Annotated in this window: 14 protein-coding genes, 1 pseudogene and 1 other annotated feature; of the genes and pseudogenes, 14 read left to right on the top strand and 1 reads right to left on the bottom strand. The window is 32.8% G+C overall.

What is annotated here, in order from left to right; all coding sequences use genetic code 11:
* The 11 genes and pseudogenes from polA (at position 1) to thrS (ending at position 11,829) form a co-directional block, all read left to right on the top strand.
* Entirely contained in the window at positions 1–2,610 is a 2,610-nt protein-coding gene (gene polA, locus B5E87_RS02365) for a DNA polymerase I (RefSeq protein ID WP_087243344.1), read from the top strand.
* A gap of 7 nt (positions 2,611–2,617) precedes the next feature.
* Entirely contained in the window at positions 2,618–3,430 is an 813-nt protein-coding gene (gene mutM, locus B5E87_RS02360) for a DNA-formamidopyrimidine glycosylase (protein ID WP_087243343.1), read from the top strand.
* A 12-nt stretch (positions 3,431–3,442) separates the two neighbouring features.
* On the top strand, positions 3,443–4,039 hold the full coding sequence (gene coaE, locus B5E87_RS02355; protein WP_087243342.1) for a dephospho-CoA kinase: 597 nt from the start codon (positions 3,443–3,445) through the stop codon (positions 4,037–4,039).
* A complete protein-coding gene (locus tag B5E87_RS02350; protein ID WP_087243341.1) occupies positions 4,020–5,267 on the top strand; it encodes a DnaD domain protein in 1,248 nt (415 codons plus the stop codon). The genes coaE and B5E87_RS02350 overlap by 20 nt, the downstream gene beginning before the upstream one ends.
* On the top strand, positions 5,264–6,157 hold the full coding sequence (locus tag B5E87_RS02345; RefSeq protein ID WP_087243340.1) for an ATP-binding protein: 894 nt from the start codon (positions 5,264–5,266) through the stop codon (positions 6,155–6,157). Before B5E87_RS02350 ends, B5E87_RS02345 begins: the two co-directional genes overlap by 4 nt.
* Positions 6,158–6,250: 93 nt before the next feature.
* Positions 6,251–7,210 carry a 6-phosphofructokinase gene (gene pfkA / locus B5E87_RS02340; RefSeq protein WP_087243339.1) on the top strand — a complete coding sequence of 320 codons (960 nt, stop codon included), beginning with the start codon at positions 6,251–6,253 and terminating at the stop codon, positions 7,208–7,210.
* A 32-nt stretch (positions 7,211–7,242) separates the two neighbouring features.
* Positions 7,243–8,667, top strand: a complete 1,425-nt coding sequence (gene pyk, locus B5E87_RS02335; RefSeq protein ID WP_087243338.1) for a pyruvate kinase — start codon at positions 7,243–7,245, stop codon at positions 8,665–8,667.
* Between the two features lie 403 nt (positions 8,668–9,070).
* Positions 9,071–9,349, top strand: coding sequence for a hypothetical protein (locus B5E87_RS02325; protein ID WP_087243336.1), 279 nt, complete (start codon positions 9,071–9,073; stop codon positions 9,347–9,349).
* A 231-nt stretch (positions 9,350–9,580) separates the two neighbouring features.
* Positions 9,581–9,763 carry a hypothetical protein gene (locus B5E87_RS02320; protein ID WP_087243335.1) on the top strand — a complete coding sequence of 61 codons (183 nt, stop codon included), beginning with the start codon at positions 9,581–9,583 and terminating at the stop codon, positions 9,761–9,763.
* 42 nt (positions 9,764–9,805) lie between these two features.
* Positions 9,806–10,096 (top strand): annotated as a pseudogene (locus B5E87_RS02315) (GNAT family N-acetyltransferase); the annotation flags it as partial.
* A complete protein-coding gene (gene thrS, locus B5E87_RS02310) occupies positions 10,096–11,829 on the top strand; it encodes a threonine--tRNA ligase (RefSeq protein WP_087243333.1) in 1,734 nt (577 codons plus the stop codon). The pseudogene B5E87_RS02315 and the gene thrS, both read left to right, overlap by 1 nt.
* 71 nt (positions 11,830–11,900) lie before the next feature.
* Here the strand turns inward: thrS and cysK are convergent, their stop codons facing one another.
* Complete coding sequence (cysK, locus tag B5E87_RS02305) at positions 11,901–12,827, bottom strand: cysteine synthase A (RefSeq protein ID WP_087243332.1); 927 nt, start codon at positions 12,825–12,827, stop codon at positions 11,901–11,903.
* A 164-nt stretch (positions 12,828–12,991) separates the two neighbouring features.
* On the opposite strand from cysK, the gene B5E87_RS02300 reads away from it, so the two are divergent.
* The 3 genes from B5E87_RS02300 (at position 12,992) to B5E87_RS02290 (ending at position 15,845) form a co-directional block, all read left to right on the top strand.
* The gene (locus B5E87_RS02300) at positions 12,992–13,342 is read left to right on the top strand and encodes a hypothetical protein (protein WP_087243331.1); all 351 of its coding nucleotides are present in this window, start codon (positions 12,992–12,994) and stop codon (positions 13,340–13,342) included.
* Positions 13,343–13,351: 9 nt separating this feature from the next.
* A complete protein-coding gene (locus B5E87_RS02295; RefSeq protein WP_087243330.1) occupies positions 13,352–14,518 on the top strand; it encodes a cation diffusion facilitator family transporter in 1,167 nt (388 codons plus the stop codon).
* A gap of 40 nt (positions 14,519–14,558) precedes the next feature.
* Positions 14,559–14,792, top strand: a binding site (T-box leader).
* Between the two features lie 33 nt (positions 14,793–14,825).
* Positions 14,826–15,845: a methionine ABC transporter ATP-binding protein gene (locus tag B5E87_RS02290; protein WP_087243329.1), complete on the top strand. Its 1,020-nt coding sequence runs from the start codon at positions 14,826–14,828 to the stop codon at positions 15,843–15,845.
* The last annotated feature ends 1 nt before the right edge of the window (position 15,846 follow it).

The following is a 15,846-nucleotide window of genomic DNA, read 5'->3' as shown; positions in this document are numbered from 1 at the left end:
ATGGAAGAATTAATTTTGATTGATGGAAATTCATTGTTATTTAAAGCTTATTATGCCACAGCATCAATGGGAAATTTAATGGTGAATAAAGATGGGATACCAACCAATGCAGTCTTTGGCTTTGCGAATATGTTACAAAAGATATTAGAACGTGAAAGTGCCTATATTGTTGTGGCATTTGATTATGGTAAAAAGACATTTAGAAATGATTTATTGGAACAATACAAAGCCACAAGAAAAGAGACGCCGGATGAATTAAAATGTCAGTTTGCGATGGTCAGAGAATTTCTAGATGCTTATTCTATTCCTTATTATGAATTAGAGGGATATGAAGGTGATGATTTAATTGGCACATTATCAAGGCTAGGGGAAGAACAAGGTTTAAGCGTGTCTATTTTTACAGGAGATAAAGATGCTTTTCAGCTTGTTTCTAAGCAGACAACAGTTTATCGTACTGTGAAAGGTGTCACTCAGCTTGATGTTTATACACCTGAAACAATTCAGGAAAAATATGGTTTGGTTCCTGATCAGATTCGTGATTTTCTAGGGCTTATGGGAGATAGTGCTGATAATATTCCTGGAATTAAAGGTGTAGGTGAAAAAACAGCTTTAAAATTGCTTCATGAGTATGGAACGATTGAAAACTTAAAGGAACATATGCATGAAATCAAAGGAAAAATGGGTGAAAAGATTCGTGAAAATATTGATATTGGACTTCAGTCTAAAAAAATAGCTACGATTTTAAGAGATGTTCCTATGACATTGGATTTAAATCAGGCCCGTTATGATGGATATGATTTTGAAAAGCTCAAGGCTTTTTATACACATTATGATATGAATTCATTATTGAAAAAGATTTCTGTTGAATCACGTCCAACATCAAAAACGGATTTTCAATATGAAGTTGTTCAAAAAATGCCACCGATTCAAGAAGACAGTAGTGTTTTAGGGGCTATTTATGATCAAAACTATCATAAATCCATTGTTTTAGGATATGCTTTATATAATGCACATCAGGCTTATTTCATTACTTTTGAAGATGCTCTCAAAGATCAGCAGTTTTTAGACTATTTAAAAGATGAACATTATCATAAATACAGTTATAATATCAAAGCTCAAATTTTATCAGCCAAATGGAATGGCATTGAAATCAAAGGTATGGACTTTGATTTACAATTAGCTTCTTATATTTTAAATCCAAGTTTAAAAGATGAAATGAAATATATTGGAGATTATTATGGTTATACATCTCTACAATATGAAGAAGAGGTTTTTGGAAAGAATACAAAGAAACATATTCCTGAATTAGATTTATTAGCCAAACATACTATTTCTAAAGCGAAGGCTATCTATGATTTAAAAGATCAGGCCATTGAAAAACTAAAACAGGAAGAACAGTATGATTTGTATCAGAATCTAGAATTACCAGTGACTTATATTTTGGCTCAAATGGAATATGTTGGAGCTAAGATAGATGTTGATGTCTTGAAGAAACTGGAACAGAATTTTGATCAGCAGATTAAAGAAATTGAAGAAGATATTTATATGCTGGCTGGTGAAAAATTCAATATTGCTTCTCCTAAACAGTTAGGTGATATTTTATTTCATAAATTAGGTTTACCGAATGGTAAAAAAACAAAGAGTGGATATTCTACATCACAGGATATCTTAGAAAAGATTGAAGACTTACATCCAATTGTGCCTTTGATTCAACAATATCGTATGTTGACAAAATTATCATCTACATATGTCAAAGGATTACAGGAACAAGTCTTTCCTGATGGTAAAATTCATACCATTTTTAATCAGGCTTTAACACAGACAGGACGTTTATCATCTATTGATCCTAACTTGCAAAATATTCCTGTTCGCCAAGAAGAAGGAAAACTGATTCGACAGGCTTTTGTAGCGAGTCATGATTATTTAATATCTTTTGATTATTCACAGATTGAATTGCGTATTTTAGCACATTTGGCTCAAGTGAAATCATTGATTGACGCTTTCCATCAAAATAAAGATATCCATACACATACAGCGGCACTGGTTTTCAAAGTCAAAGATGAGGATGTCACACCACAAATGCGTCGTCAGGCCAAAGCCGTTAACTTTGGAATCATTTATGGTATGGGAGAATTCCGTTTATCTAAACAGATCGGTGTGACATTATCTGAAGCTAAAGAATTCATTCGTCGCTATTTTGAAGAATATCCTGAAATTCAACAATATATGCATCGTGTTGTAGAAGACTGCAAAAAAAATGGTTATGTATCTACGGTATTGAATCGTAAACGTTATATTCCAACTATTAATGATAAGAATTTTATGGTGCGTGAACAGGCAAAACGTTTTGCGATGAATTCTCCAATTCAGGGAAGCGGTGCTGATATTTTAAAACTTGCGATGATTCAGGTAGATCGTTTGATGAAAGAAAAGAAAATGAAATCACAAATGATTTTACAGGTACACGATGAATTGATTTTTGATGTTTATAAAGAAGAATTGGATGAAATGATGACGATTATCAAATCAGCTATGGAAAATGCCTTCCAAATGGAAGTTCCATTAAAAGTAGATGGAACTTATGCGACCAACTGGTATGATTTAAAATAAGGATTATATGCCAGAATTACCAGAAGTAGAAACCGTCAGGCGTACTTTAAAGAATTTTATTTTAGAACGCCCTATTTTAGGCATTGATGTTTATTATGATCGTATCATTCAGGGAGATACACAATTATTTGTCAAAAGTCTTCAACATGAAATCTTTTGCGATATTGATCGTGTTGGAAAATATCTGATTTTTAAATGTCAAAATCATGCATTTGTTTCTCATTTGCGTATGGAAGGAAAATTCCATATTGTTGAAAGTGATGAGCCTGTCAGTAAACATACACATGTTGTTTTTCATATGGATAGGCATCAGGATTTAAGATATATAGATACAAGAAAGTTTGGACGTATGGAACTGGTGAGTCTGGATGACTATCGTGAACAGTTACCTTTAAAGAAATTAGGTCCAGAACCTTTTGAAATCACAACAGAGGCTTTATATGAACGTTTGCATCATTGTTCTTTGCCTATTAAAACAGCCTTGCTTGATCAAAGTATAATGTGTGGGATAGGAAATATTTATGCCAATGAGATATGTTTTTATATGCATATCGATCCACGTACCAAAGCTTCTCGTTTATCTCGAAAAAGAGTAGATGAATTAAGAAAGGTTGCGATTATGGTATTGCAAAGTGCCATTGAACAGGGTGGCACAACGATTCATTCCTTTGATGCTAATGGTATACATGGTCTGTTTCAGGTTCAGCTTAAAGTTCATGGACAAAAGGTTTGTCCAGTCTGTCATCATGATATTAAAAAAGTCATGGTTCATCAGCGTGGCACTTATTTTTGTCCACAATGTCAAAAGAAACGTTATTAAGGGGTGTGAAAAATGAGTCGAGTCATTGGAATTACGGGGTCAATTGCAGTGGGAAAAAGCAGTGTGACACAATATTTAAAAACACATGGTTATTGTGTTTTGGATGCTGATGAGATTTCACATCAGGCTTTAGAAAAGAACAGTGGATGTTATCATCAGATCATTGCTCACTTTGACTGTTTAGATGAAAATGGAAATATCAGTCGCCAAAAGCTGGGACAGATTGTTTTCCATGATGCCAAAAAGAAAGCTTTATTAGAAAGTATTATTCACCCTTATGTGAAAACAACATTACAGGAGGGAATTGAGACTTCTCAAGAACCGCTGATCTTTTTAGATGTACCATTATTATATGAAACGCATATGGATGAAATGTGTGATAGTGTCATTGTTGTTTATGTTGATGAAATGACTCAAATGAAACGTCTGATGGCACGCAATCATATTGATGAAACACAGGCTCAACATTTAATGAGTCAACAAATATCTATTGAAAGAAAAAAAGACATGGGAGATTATATCATTGATAATCGTTATGGTTTTGAAGAGTTATATCAAAATATAGAAAGGGTATTAAAGGATTTAAAAGATGAAACTGTATGTGACTGATTTATATCGTGTAGAAATGCGTTATCCGCTTGATGACGTGCAAATAGATACATTATATTATCTGTATCAGCCTTTGATTGGCATGGAGGCAATGCATTTGTATATGATGCTTGTCATGGAAGGAAAACGTATGCGCCGTTTTATTGCACCTTGTCCACTTTCACGTTTAACATCTTATATGTCAATGAGTGTTATGGATATGGAAAAAGCTTTACGTAGTTTAGAAGCAATAGGATTGGTGAAAACCTATGTCAAACATGAAAATGATATAACCCAATATATTTATCGCCTTTATGCCCCTCTATCTTTAAAAGCATTCTTTAAAAATCAGATTTTATCTTCATTATTACAGTTATCTTTATCTGAAGAGGATTTTCAAAAAACAGTGCAATATTTTAAGATTTCTTTAGAAAATCTAGATGGTTATGAAGATATTACAGCAAGATTTCAAGATGTTTTTACTATCCAGCATTTTCCCCAAAAAACACGTCTTTTAAAATACAATGAAGATTTGATCCATCAAACAACACAGGATGTCAAAATAGATTATGATTATGATTTATTGTATCAGAGTTTAGCAGATTATCAGGTGAATCGTTCTTTACTGAGTCAGGATGATTTGAATTATGCGACAGAACTGGCTTATGTTTATCATGTTGATGCTTTAACATTGGCAGGCATTATGAAAGATGCTATGGAATCACAGGGAATCAATCGCAGTCGTATGAAGCAGGCAATTCAAAAATATTTTGATGTATCTCAAACATCTCAACTGCAGGAAGTTTATCATAAGCAGCCTATCCAGTTTCAAACATCAGATCAGACTTCATCACCACTTGTTTTACATATGAAATATTTAGATTCCTTAACACCTTATGATCTTTTAAAAGATAAACAGGGAGGCAAAGAACCTGTCTATCATGATTTAATGATTGTGGAAACATTAATGGTTCAATTAGGTTTAAAACCTGCTGTGGTGAATGTTTTGATTGAATATGTCTTAGGTAAGAATAATAATCGTTTGTCAAAACGTTATTGTGAAGCGATTGGTGCTTCATGGGCCCGTAAAAATATTCAGACGGCTATGGATGCCTATCGTGAATTGATGAATCAATCCACACCAGAACAATCCAAAGAAGAAGAGGTTTCATCATCTTCATCACAAAGTCAAGTGTCATCACAAGAGCTGATGGACTTACTTAATCAATTGAAGGAGGGACAATTATGATCAAAATATCTGATATGATCGTCAAAGATGATATTGAAAAGTTAAAAAAAGAAAGCCAGTATGCATTATTAAAGGAACAAAATATTCAAGCTTTTTTAAAACAGAATCATTTAGATCCATCTGTTATGGATGATTACTGGGTAGAATTTTTAGATTATAATGATGATTTTCATGTTTGTCAGTCATGTCAATCTTTAAATCAGTGTCCTAAGGATACCATAGGTATGCAAAAAATATTAAAATATTATGATGGTGAAATTGTTTTAGAACTGCAAAGCTGTCCTTTTGGTAAAGAAATGGAAAAGAAGAGAAAACTTCTTGATCACTTTGTGATGAGTAATGTTAGTGAAGATTTAATGCTGACAGATTTGTCTTCACTCAAGATTGTTGAAAATGCGGCGAAACTTTCAGCTAATCATCAAAATGCTTTAGGACATATTCTTAAGTATTCACAGACACCCACTTCACAAGGACTTTTCTTACATGGTCCAATGGGAAGTGGAAAGACAACATTGTTGGCTGGTTTGATGAATAGTTTAGCTAAAAAAGATAAACAGATTGGATTTATTCATTTTCCAACTTATCTGATTGACCTCAAAGCCAGTTTTTCTTCTGGTGATAATGAATACGCTATGGATAAGTTGTTGAAGGTTGATTATTTACTGTTGGATGAATTAGGTGAAGAAAATATCACAGCGTGGTCACGTGATGAAATTCTATTAACCATTTTATCTTATCGTTTATTGAATCATTTACCTACTTTTTTTACAAGTATGTATGGTTATAATGAATTAAAAAAAGTCTATACTTTAAAAAAAGGTGATGAAATTCGTGCAAATACAATTATTTCAAAATTGAAAGCGTTAAGCATTGAAATAATGCTTGACTGAACCAAAATGACGATATAGAATGTACTCGAAAGTATAGAATACAACGTCATTTTATGATAAAATAATAACGAAAAAAGCGAGAGGAGAGTAGTTATGGTGAAATGCATTGGAGTATTAACTTCTGGTGGAGATGCGCCAGGAATGAACGCAGCTATCCGTGCTGTAACAAGAACTTGTTTAAACAAGGGAATTAAAATTTATGGGGTGCGATTAGGATATAAAGGACTTCATGATGGTGATTTTATTGAATTCGATAGGCATAGTACACGTAATATTATTAACATTGGGGGAACATTCTTAAAATCTGCACGTTTTCCTGAATTTAAAGACCCTAAAGTCAGAGAAGAAGCCATTGAACAAATGAAAAAAGTTGGAATGGAAGCTTTGGTTGTTATTGGGGGAGATGGAAGCTATAATGGAGCTTTAAAATTAACCGAAATGGGAATCAACTGTATTGGTATTCCTGGAACAATAGATAATGATATTCCTGATACTGATTTTACAATTGGATTTGATACAGCTTTAAATACAATTGTAGATGCTTTAGATAAATTAAGAGATACATCAAGCTCACATCAAAGATGTACAATTCTTGAAGTTATGGGAAGAAGATGTGGTGACTTGGCTGTTCATGCAGGACTTGCCTGTGGAGCAGAAATGATTGTGACAAGCGAAAGTGGTTTTGATGAAGAAGAAGTCATTGAAACTTTAAAACGTTCAAAAGCTTCTGATAAAAAACATGCTTTGGTTGTTATTACTGAACATATTACTGATGTTCATGAACTTGCAAAACGTGTTGAAGAAGCAACTGGTTTTGAAACACGTGCTAATGTTTTAGGACATATGCAAAGAGGTGGACGTCCATCTGCTAGAGATCGTGTTTTAGCTACTCGTATGGGAATCAAAGCTGTTGAATTATTAGAAGAAGGTAAAGGTGGTCTTTGCATTAGTGATGTTAAAGGTGAAATTGTTGGACTACCAATTCAAGAAGTCTTAGGACATAAACGTAAAATCAATCAAGGTATTTACGAAGATGTATTAAAACTTCGTTAAATATAAACTAAGCTATAGGAGATTAATTGAGAATGAAAGATAAGATGAAGAAAACAAAGATTATTTGTACAATTGGACCTGCATCTGAAGATCCAAAAATGTTAAAAAAATTAGTTTTAGCTGGTATGAATGTTATGCGTTGTAACTTCTCTCATGGTGATTATGAAGAACATGGTAAAAAAATGCAAACAATGCGTGATGTCAATGCTGAACTTGGGACAAACTGTGCTATTTTATTAGATACAAAAGGGCCTGAAATTAGAACTGGTGATTTTGAAGGTGGATTTACTGAATTTAAAAAAGGACAAGTATCTACAATCTGTGTGGAAGATATCGTAGGGACTGCAGATCGTTTCACAATCACTTATAAAGATTTATACAAAGATGTTAAACCTGGTGGATTTATCTTAGTGAACGATGGTCAAGTTGAATTATTAGTTGACCATGTTGAAGGAACTGATATCGTTTGTGTTTGTGCAAATGATGGTAAAGTCAAAAATAAACGTGGAATCAATGTTCCTGGTATCGAACTTGGATTTGATTTCATTTCTGAAAAAGATAGAGCTGACTTAGAATTCGGATGTCAACAAGATGTAGATTACATCGCTGCATCATTTGTACGTCGTCCTCAAGACGTTTTAGATGTTAAAAAAATATTAGTTGAAAATGGAAAACCTGATATTCAAATCATCGCTAAAATTGAAAATAGCGAAGGTGTTGAAAAAATGGATGATATCATTAAAGTTGCTGATGGTATCATGGTTGCACGTGGGGATTTAGGTGTTGAAGTTCCTGCTGAAGATGTACCATTAATTCAAAAAGAATTAATCAGAAAATGTAAAGCAGCTGGTAAAATTGTTATTACTGCAACACAAATGCTTGAATCTATGCAAGAAAATCCAAGACCAACTCGTGCTGAAGTCAGCGACGTTGCAAACGCTATTTATGATGGTACTGATGCTATTATGTTATCTGGTGAATCTGCACAAGGTAAATATCCAGAAGAAGCTGTTATGGTTATGAACAAAATTGCAATTAAAACAGAATCTACATTAGATTATGCTTCATTACATAGAAAAGCTGTCAGAACTGCATCTGATGATCCTTCTGAAGCTATCTGTATGTCAGTAGCTGAAATTGCAACAAAATTCAATGTTGCTGCCATCGTTGCATTTACAGAATCTGGATTTACAGCAAAGAAAATGTCTAGATATAGACCAGAATGTCCAATCATTGCGGCAACTCCATATGAAAAAACAACTAAGAAATTAGCAATTAACTGGGGTGTTAAATCTGTCACATGTAAACACATGGATACAACAGAAGGTTTATTAAACTTAGCTGAAGTTATTGCAAAAGAAAACGGTGTTAATGCTGGGGAAACAATCCTTGTTACTGGAGGAACTCCTGGTGTTCGTGGAACAACAAGCTACTTACAATTAATCACTGTTAAATAAATTTTCAATCAATTTCTATTCATGAGAAAAGTATCACTTTCAAAGTGATGCTTTTTTATGTAAAATTTACATTTTAGAGATTTTTTCATATTTTATACACAAAAATATGATATTTTAAATATAGAAAAGAAATAAAGAGAAAGGTATGCTGAAATATGTTTCATCAAGCAGGAGATAAACTGAAGATTTGTTCCTATTTATTTATGATTTTCTATACAATGAAATCACTCATTTTTCGATTACAATATATATTGTCAATTGAAAATTTATTCAGTTTTTCAAAAGATATCGTCTTTGCATTCATTGTGTCATTATTGATTTATGGCTGTAGCTATATAGTGAAATTATATGAAAATAAGGATATTTTATAAACTCAAAAAATGACAGGGGGGGGGTACAAAACGTGACTTATAAAGTATCTAAAATTTTAAAAGTATGTGCTTATATTTTCTTAGTTGGGAGTATCTTACAACAAGGATATACAATAGCGATGAATACATCTTATTTAAATACTGGAGAGCTAATGGGAGTAGAATCTATGCTGATGATGTTGTGGTCTTGTTTTATCTCCTTTTTGCTTTCATTAATCATCTACGGATTTGCAGAAATTATTGAATATTATGAAATGAAAAAAACAAAAGATACAGATATCTTGACAAATGAGAATAATGATGTAAAATAACTTTACAAGCAATGATTTAGGATATGTTTTTATAAGTGATTGTTTAGAGAAAAGATGGTTGGTGAAAATCTTTGATAGCTTATAGAAATACTCCCTAATAGGCTACACTCGAAAGAGATTGTCGTAGAACTGCGTTAAAGTTTTGAGGTTATCTGATAGATAATGAATAAAGGTGGTACCACGAGATTTCGTCCTTTGGATGAAATCTCTTTTTTATTAAGGGGGTCAGATATGGAAAAAGGACATTTAGAATTTCCTGATTATCATCATGAAGAATCAATGAAAGCATTGATTCAAGCTATGAAAGATGATCATAATCCTTTTGGTGTCAATGGTGCAGGTTTTTTAGAAAGCTGTTCAAGTTATCAGGAATGGATTTCAAGAGAAAAGAAGAATCATTTAGGTATTGAATGAGAAGATGGTTTTGTTCCAGGGACAGAGTTTTTATATGTTGTCGATAATCAAGTGATTGGTTGTATTCATATCCGTCATTGCTTAAATGAGGCTTTATTCAAACATGGTGGACATATTGGCTATTCCATTCATCCCGATTATCGTAGGCAGGGATATGCTACAGATATGTTGAAACAGGCACTTCAATTTTGTCAACAATGGGAAATTGAACCCGTATTAATCACTTGTCATCAAGATAATGTGGCTTCAAGAAAGACCATTGAAAAATGTGGTGGTGTTTTTGAAAATCAATATGATGATATTTTAAGATTTTGGATAGGAGGAAAGAAATAATGAGAGATTTTATTAATGAAGAAGCTTTAAATACTTTAAATCATTCATGTGCACATGTGATGGCACAGGCAGTTAAGCATTTATATCCTCAAGCTAAATTCTGGGTTGGACCAGTTGTGAGTGAAGGATTCTACTATGATATTGATTTAGGTGATCAGGTGATTACTGATGATGATTTACCTAAAATTGAAAAAGAAATGAAGAAAATCTGTAAAGATGGAAAAAGAATTATCAGAGAAGACATTTCTAAGGAAGAAGCTTTAGACATGTTTAAAGATGATCCTTATAAGTTAGATTTAATTCAAGGTTTAGAAGATGGACATATTACATGTTATCGTCAAGGAGACTTCGTCGATTTATGTAGAGGGCCACATGTAGAAACTGTCAAATTATGTAAGAATTTTAAATTATTAAAACATTCTGGAGCTTACTGGAAAGGGGATAAAAACAATAAAGTTCTACAAAGAATTTATGGTGTTTGTTTCCCAACAGCTGAAGAGTTACAGGAACATTTAGACTTTTTAGAAGAAGCTAAAAAAAGAGATCATAAAAAATTAGGAAGAGAACTTGATTTATTTATGATGAGTGAATATGCACCAGGTATGCCATTTTTCTTACCACATGGGATGTTATTAAGAAATACATTAGAACAATACTGGTATGAAGAACATGCCAAAGAAGGATATCAGTTCATTAAAACACCAATCATGATGTCAAGAGAGTTATGGGAAACTTCAGGACATTGGGATAACTATAAAGAAAATATGTATACAAGTGAAGTTGATGAGCGTGAATTTGCGATTAAACCAATGAACTGTCCAGGAAGTATGCTTGTTTATAAAAATGGTTTACATTCTTATAAAGATTTACCACTTCGTATGGGAGAACTTGGACAAGTGCATAGACATGAAGCCAGTGGTGCTTTAAATGGTTTATTTAGAGTACGTACTTTTACACAGGACGATGCACATATCTTTATGACACCTGATCAGATTGAAAGTGAAGTTGTACGTTTGATTTCATTTATTGATCGTGTTTATTCTAATTTAGGCTTACCATATGATATTGAATTATCAACTCGTCCAGAAGAAAAATATATTGGAGATTTAGAAATCTGGGAAAAGAGTGAAGCAGCCTTAGCAGCAGCATGTCAGGCAGCTGGAAAAGACTTTAAAGTCAATCCTGGAGATGGGGCTTTCTATGGTCCAAAACTTGACTTCCATGTCAGAGATTCTTTAGGAAGAGTTTGGCAATGTGGAACAATCCAATTAGATATGAACTTACCAGAAAGATTTGATTTAACATATGTGGATCATAATGGTGAAAAAGTGAGACCAGTTATGTTACATCGTGTGATCTTTGGTTCTATTGAAAGATTTATTGGTATTTTGATTGAACACTTTGCAGGGGCATTCCCATTATGGTTAGCACCAACACAAGTCAAAGTGATTCCAGTTAAAAATGAATATCATTTAGAATATTCAAAAGAAGTCTATAAACTTCTAGAAGACAAAGGAATTCGTGTGGAATTAGATGATCGTGAAGAAAAATTAGGTTATCGTATTCGTGAAGCACAGATGAAGAAGATTCCATATCAGCTAGTCTTAGGGGATAAAGAAAGAGATGAAAGAACTGTGACTTATCGTCAATATGGTGAACAAAAACAAATCACTGTATCATTAGATGAATTTGTAGATATGGTCTTAAAACAAATTGAAGAAAAATCAAGATAAGCGAGTTGAATGACTCGCTTTTTGATTGAAAAGAAAAAGTTATTTCATAGTTTTGAAATAACTTCCCTTTTTTATTCATATAATGCTGTTGATAAATAACGATCGCCACCATCAGGTAATAAAACAACAATATTCTTATCTTTGTTTTCAGGATGTTTAGCTAAAGTTTTAGCAGCATATAAAGCAGCACCTGAAGAAATACCAGTAAGAATTCCTTCTTTTTGAGCAAGCTGTCTAGCTGCTTCAAAAGCTTCATCAGTAGAAACAGTTATTATCTGATCATAAATATGTGTATCTAAAGTTTCAGGAACAAAGTTTGCGCCAATACCTTGAAGCTGATGGGAACCTGTTTGTCCATTTGAAAGGAGTGGAGAATCTTTTGGTTCTACCGCAATGATTTGTACCTGTGGATTCTTTTCTTTTAAATATTGTCCAACTCCACTGATTGTCCCACCAGTTCCAACTCCAGCAACAAAGATATCTACTTTTCCATCCATCTGTTCATTCATTTCTGGACCTGTTGATAGATAATGGGCTTTTGGATTGCTTGGATTGGTAAACTGACTAGGAATGAAGCTTTGAGGAATGTCTTTTGCTAAAGCTTTAGCTTTATTAATGGCTCCAGTCATTCCTTCTTGACCAGGTGTTAAAACAAGCTTGGCACCGAATGCTTTCATGAGTTTTCTTCTTTCTTCACTCATTGTATCAGGCATTACGATAATGACTTCAAAACCTAAAGCCACACCAATGGCACATAATCCAATACCTGTATTACCACTTGTTGGTTCTATAATTGTTGCACCAGGTTGTAGTTTTCCAGATTCTAAAGCATCTAATAACATACCTCTTGCAACACGATCTTTGACACTGCCAGCAGGATTATAATATTCCAGCTTGGCGAATAAATGGGCCTGAGTTTGTTCCTGCTTTTCTATATGATGTAATTGTAGAATAGGTGTTTGTCCTACCATCTGTTGAATACTGTGATAAATTTTCATATCTGAAAACCTCCTTTTTATTGTCCTCATTATAGAAAGTATAGGCTAAAAAAGCAAAGAATATGATAAATCTTTTGTGTGTCATTAATAAGAAAATCATAATATTATTTACCAAATCGTCATATTCTATGTTATAATGAAGAAACATAGAGGGAGGAATAAAAATGATCTGTTATGATAAAAATGATATAAAGGATTTAAAAAATCATGAAGATAAATATTATATGCCAAATGCATTGTTTGATACAATGCAATACAAACTTGTCCGTTTGGAAGTCAAATGGGCTTATGTTGCATGTTTGAATGTTATGTTGAAAACACCATTATATGATTATGATGGATTTGCTTATATTAAAGATGATCATCCTCAAATGATTGAAGTTTTAAAAGACTTAGCTCATAAAAATGTTGATCAGCAAAAAATTGATGGTTATATTCAAGAATTAGAAGATTGTGGACTTGCTCAAAGAAAAGGTAGAAATATTTATTTGAAAAAAATTTCTAATATCTTTTAGGAGGTAATTATGTTTGATTTGATTGTTAAAAAAACAATTCCAAATTATCAAGATACACAAGCACCTGAAATAAGAGAAAAGTATGGAACACTATGTAGTGTTCTTTCTATTATATGTAACTGTGTCATGGTCATCTTTAAATTATTATTTGGATTTATGACACATTCAGTAGCTATTCAGGCTGATGGATTTAACAATCTATCAGATATGGGGAGCAATTTAGCAACACTTTTTGGTTTTAAATTAGCAGGAAAACATCCTGATAGTGACCATCCTTATGGACATGGTCGTTATGAATATATTGCAGGATTAATCATTTCTTTTTTAATTTTATTAGTAGCGTTTTCCTCTTTTAAAGAATCAGTGATGAAAATTATCAAACCTGAAGCCCTTCTTTTTACATGGGGTGCCCTCATTGTTTTGGTGGTATCTATTTTTATCAAATTATGGATGGCTTCTTTTAATAGAAAAGCTGGAAAAATCATTGATTCCACATCTTTAAAAGCAGCTTCACAAGATAGTTTAAATGATGTCTGTGCAACTCTTGCAACCTTGGTTTCTTTATGTTTAAGTTTAGTAACCTCATTTCCTGTGGATGGAATAATTGGGGTTATTGTTTCCATTGTTGTGTTTAAGTCAGGAATTGATATTTTTAAGGATACTGTTGATCCATTATTAGGAAAAGCGCCTGATAAAGAACTGGTTAATGACATCTATGAGTATGTTCTATCATTTGATCAGGTTTTAGGTATTCATGATTTTATGTTGCATGATTATGGGCCTGGACGTCAATATATGACTTTTCATGCTGAAGTGGATTGCCATGAAGATATCATGACTGTTCATGATCAGATTGATGTTATTGAAAGAGATTTATTAGAAAAGTTTAATATTTTAACAACAATCCATATGGATCCTATTGATACAATGGATGAACTTACAAATCAGTTAAAACAGGAAGTTCAAAATATTGTTCAGGCATTGAATCCAAACTATAGTATTCATGATTTTCGACTGGTCAAAGGACCAACACATATTAATCTCATTTTTGATGTTTTATTGCCTGCTGATGATGAAATTTCACATCAGGAGTTGAAGCAAAAAATCACAGAAGCGATTCAACAAATCAATTCACACTATTTTTGTGTGATACAGATAGATCATGCATTTTTATAAAAAGTGTTTGACAAATGTTTATAGACAAGATAATATATTATTAACAACAGTGAAGAGAAGAGTAGTTTATGATGATTTGATAGAGAGTTCTTGGTTGGTGGAAAAGAATATTGAGGCATAAATGAAGATGGTCTTGGAGTTTCATTAGTGAATGATTTAGCTAATGGCGGGTGTACCCGTTATCGTACTAGAGTATGTTGGTACTCGAAGAGATTGTTATAGTGATGTAACGATGAATTAAGGTGGTAACACGGGTTATATACTCGTCCTTAGTGGGACGAGTTTTTTTATTTATAGGAGGGATTTCATGATTGAATTAAAACATATTCAAAAAGTTTTCCATACACCTAAAGGAGATATTCATGCCTGTCAGGATGTTAATTTAACAATCCAGAATGGTGAAATCTTTGGGGTTATTGGATATAGTGGTGCTGGGAAGTCAACACTTGTTCGTATTATGAATCAGCTTGAAAAACAGACAAGTGGAGAAGTCTTTATTGATGGTGAAGATATTTCATTATACAATGCTAAAGATTTAAGAAAGAAAAGAACAGAGATGGGAATGATTTTTCAACATTTTAATTTATTGTGGTCAAGAACAGTACAAAAAAATATTGAATTGCCATTAGAGATTGCTGGTGTTGAAAAAAGCAAACGTGTTCAAAAAGCAAAAGAATTAATTGAACTGGTTGGATTGCAGGGACGTGAAAATGCTTATCCAAGTGAATTATCTGGTGGACAGAAACAACGTGTAGGTATCGCAAGAGCATTAGCCAATGATCCAAGTATTCTGTTATGTGATGAAGCAACCAGTGCATTGGACCCTGATACAACGGAACAGATTTTAGATTTATTAAAAGATATCAATCAAAAACTCGGGATTACGATTGTCATGATTACACATCAGATGGAAGTCGTACAAAAAATCTGTCATCGTATCGCTGTTATGAGTGAAGGAAAAGTTGTAGAAACAGGTCGTGTCAAAGATATCTTTGAACATCCTCATCATCACATTACTAAACGTTTTGTCAGAGATATATCAAGTAAGATTGATGATGATAAGCAAAATGAAAATCTTAAACAGATTTATCCAGATGGTATTTTATTAAGATTAACATTTGATGAAGATATTTCCAGACAACCTATTGTTTCTCGTGTCATTAAAGAAACAAAATTAGATTTAAGTATTGTTTCAGGAAACCTCACAAATACAATTGATAGTTCTTTTGGAGTATTGATTGTCAATGTCATAGGTGGAACACAACAGGATTATGAAGATGTCATTCAAAAATTTAAAGACTATCAGGTTATTGTGGAGGTGATTTAAG

It is taken from the genome of Massilimicrobiota sp. An142 (genome assembly GCF_002160725.1).
Lineage (GTDB): Bacteria > Bacillota_I > Bacilli_A > Erysipelotrichales > Coprobacillaceae > Allocoprobacillus > Allocoprobacillus merdigallinarum.
Note: the sequence above shows the minus strand (reverse complement) of the source record. Positions and strands in the feature narration are given on the sequence as shown.

What these genes read in the sequence shown, in the direction of transcription:
- polA (WP_087243344.1), top strand. Translation starts at nt 1, where the DNA reads ATGGAAGAATTAATTTTGATTGATGGAAATTCATTGTTATTTAAAGCT.
- mutM (WP_087243343.1), top strand. Translation starts at nt 2,618, where the DNA reads ATGCCAGAATTACCAGAAGTAGAAACCGTCAGGCGTACTTTAAAGAAT.
- coaE (WP_087243342.1), top strand. Translation starts at nt 3,443, where the DNA reads ATGAGTCGAGTCATTGGAATTACGGGGTCAATTGCAGTGGGAAAAAGC.
- B5E87_RS02350 (WP_087243341.1), top strand. Translation starts at nt 4,020, where the DNA reads ATGAAACTGTATGTGACTGATTTATATCGTGTAGAAATGCGTTATCCG.
- B5E87_RS02345 (WP_087243340.1), top strand. Translation starts at nt 5,264, where the DNA reads ATGATCAAAATATCTGATATGATCGTCAAAGATGATATTGAAAAGTTA.
- pfkA (WP_087243339.1), top strand. Translation starts at nt 6,251, where the DNA reads ATGGTGAAATGCATTGGAGTATTAACTTCTGGTGGAGATGCGCCAGGA.
- pyk (WP_087243338.1), top strand. Translation starts at nt 7,243, where the DNA reads ATGAAAGATAAGATGAAGAAAACAAAGATTATTTGTACAATTGGACCT.
- B5E87_RS02320 (WP_087243335.1), top strand. Translation starts at nt 9,581, where the DNA reads ATGGAAAAAGGACATTTAGAATTTCCTGATTATCATCATGAAGAATCA.
- thrS (WP_087243333.1), top strand. Translation starts at nt 10,096, where the DNA reads ATGAGAGATTTTATTAATGAAGAAGCTTTAAATACTTTAAATCATTCA.
- cysK (WP_087243332.1), bottom strand. Translation starts at nt 12,827, where the DNA reads ATGAAAATTTATCACAGTATTCAACAGATGGTAGGACAAACACCTATT.
- B5E87_RS02300 (WP_087243331.1), top strand. Translation starts at nt 12,992, where the DNA reads ATGATCTGTTATGATAAAAATGATATAAAGGATTTAAAAAATCATGAA.
- B5E87_RS02295 (WP_087243330.1), top strand. Translation starts at nt 13,352, where the DNA reads ATGTTTGATTTGATTGTTAAAAAAACAATTCCAAATTATCAAGATACA.
- B5E87_RS02290 (WP_087243329.1), top strand. Translation starts at nt 14,826, where the DNA reads ATGATTGAATTAAAACATATTCAAAAAGTTTTCCATACACCTAAAGGA.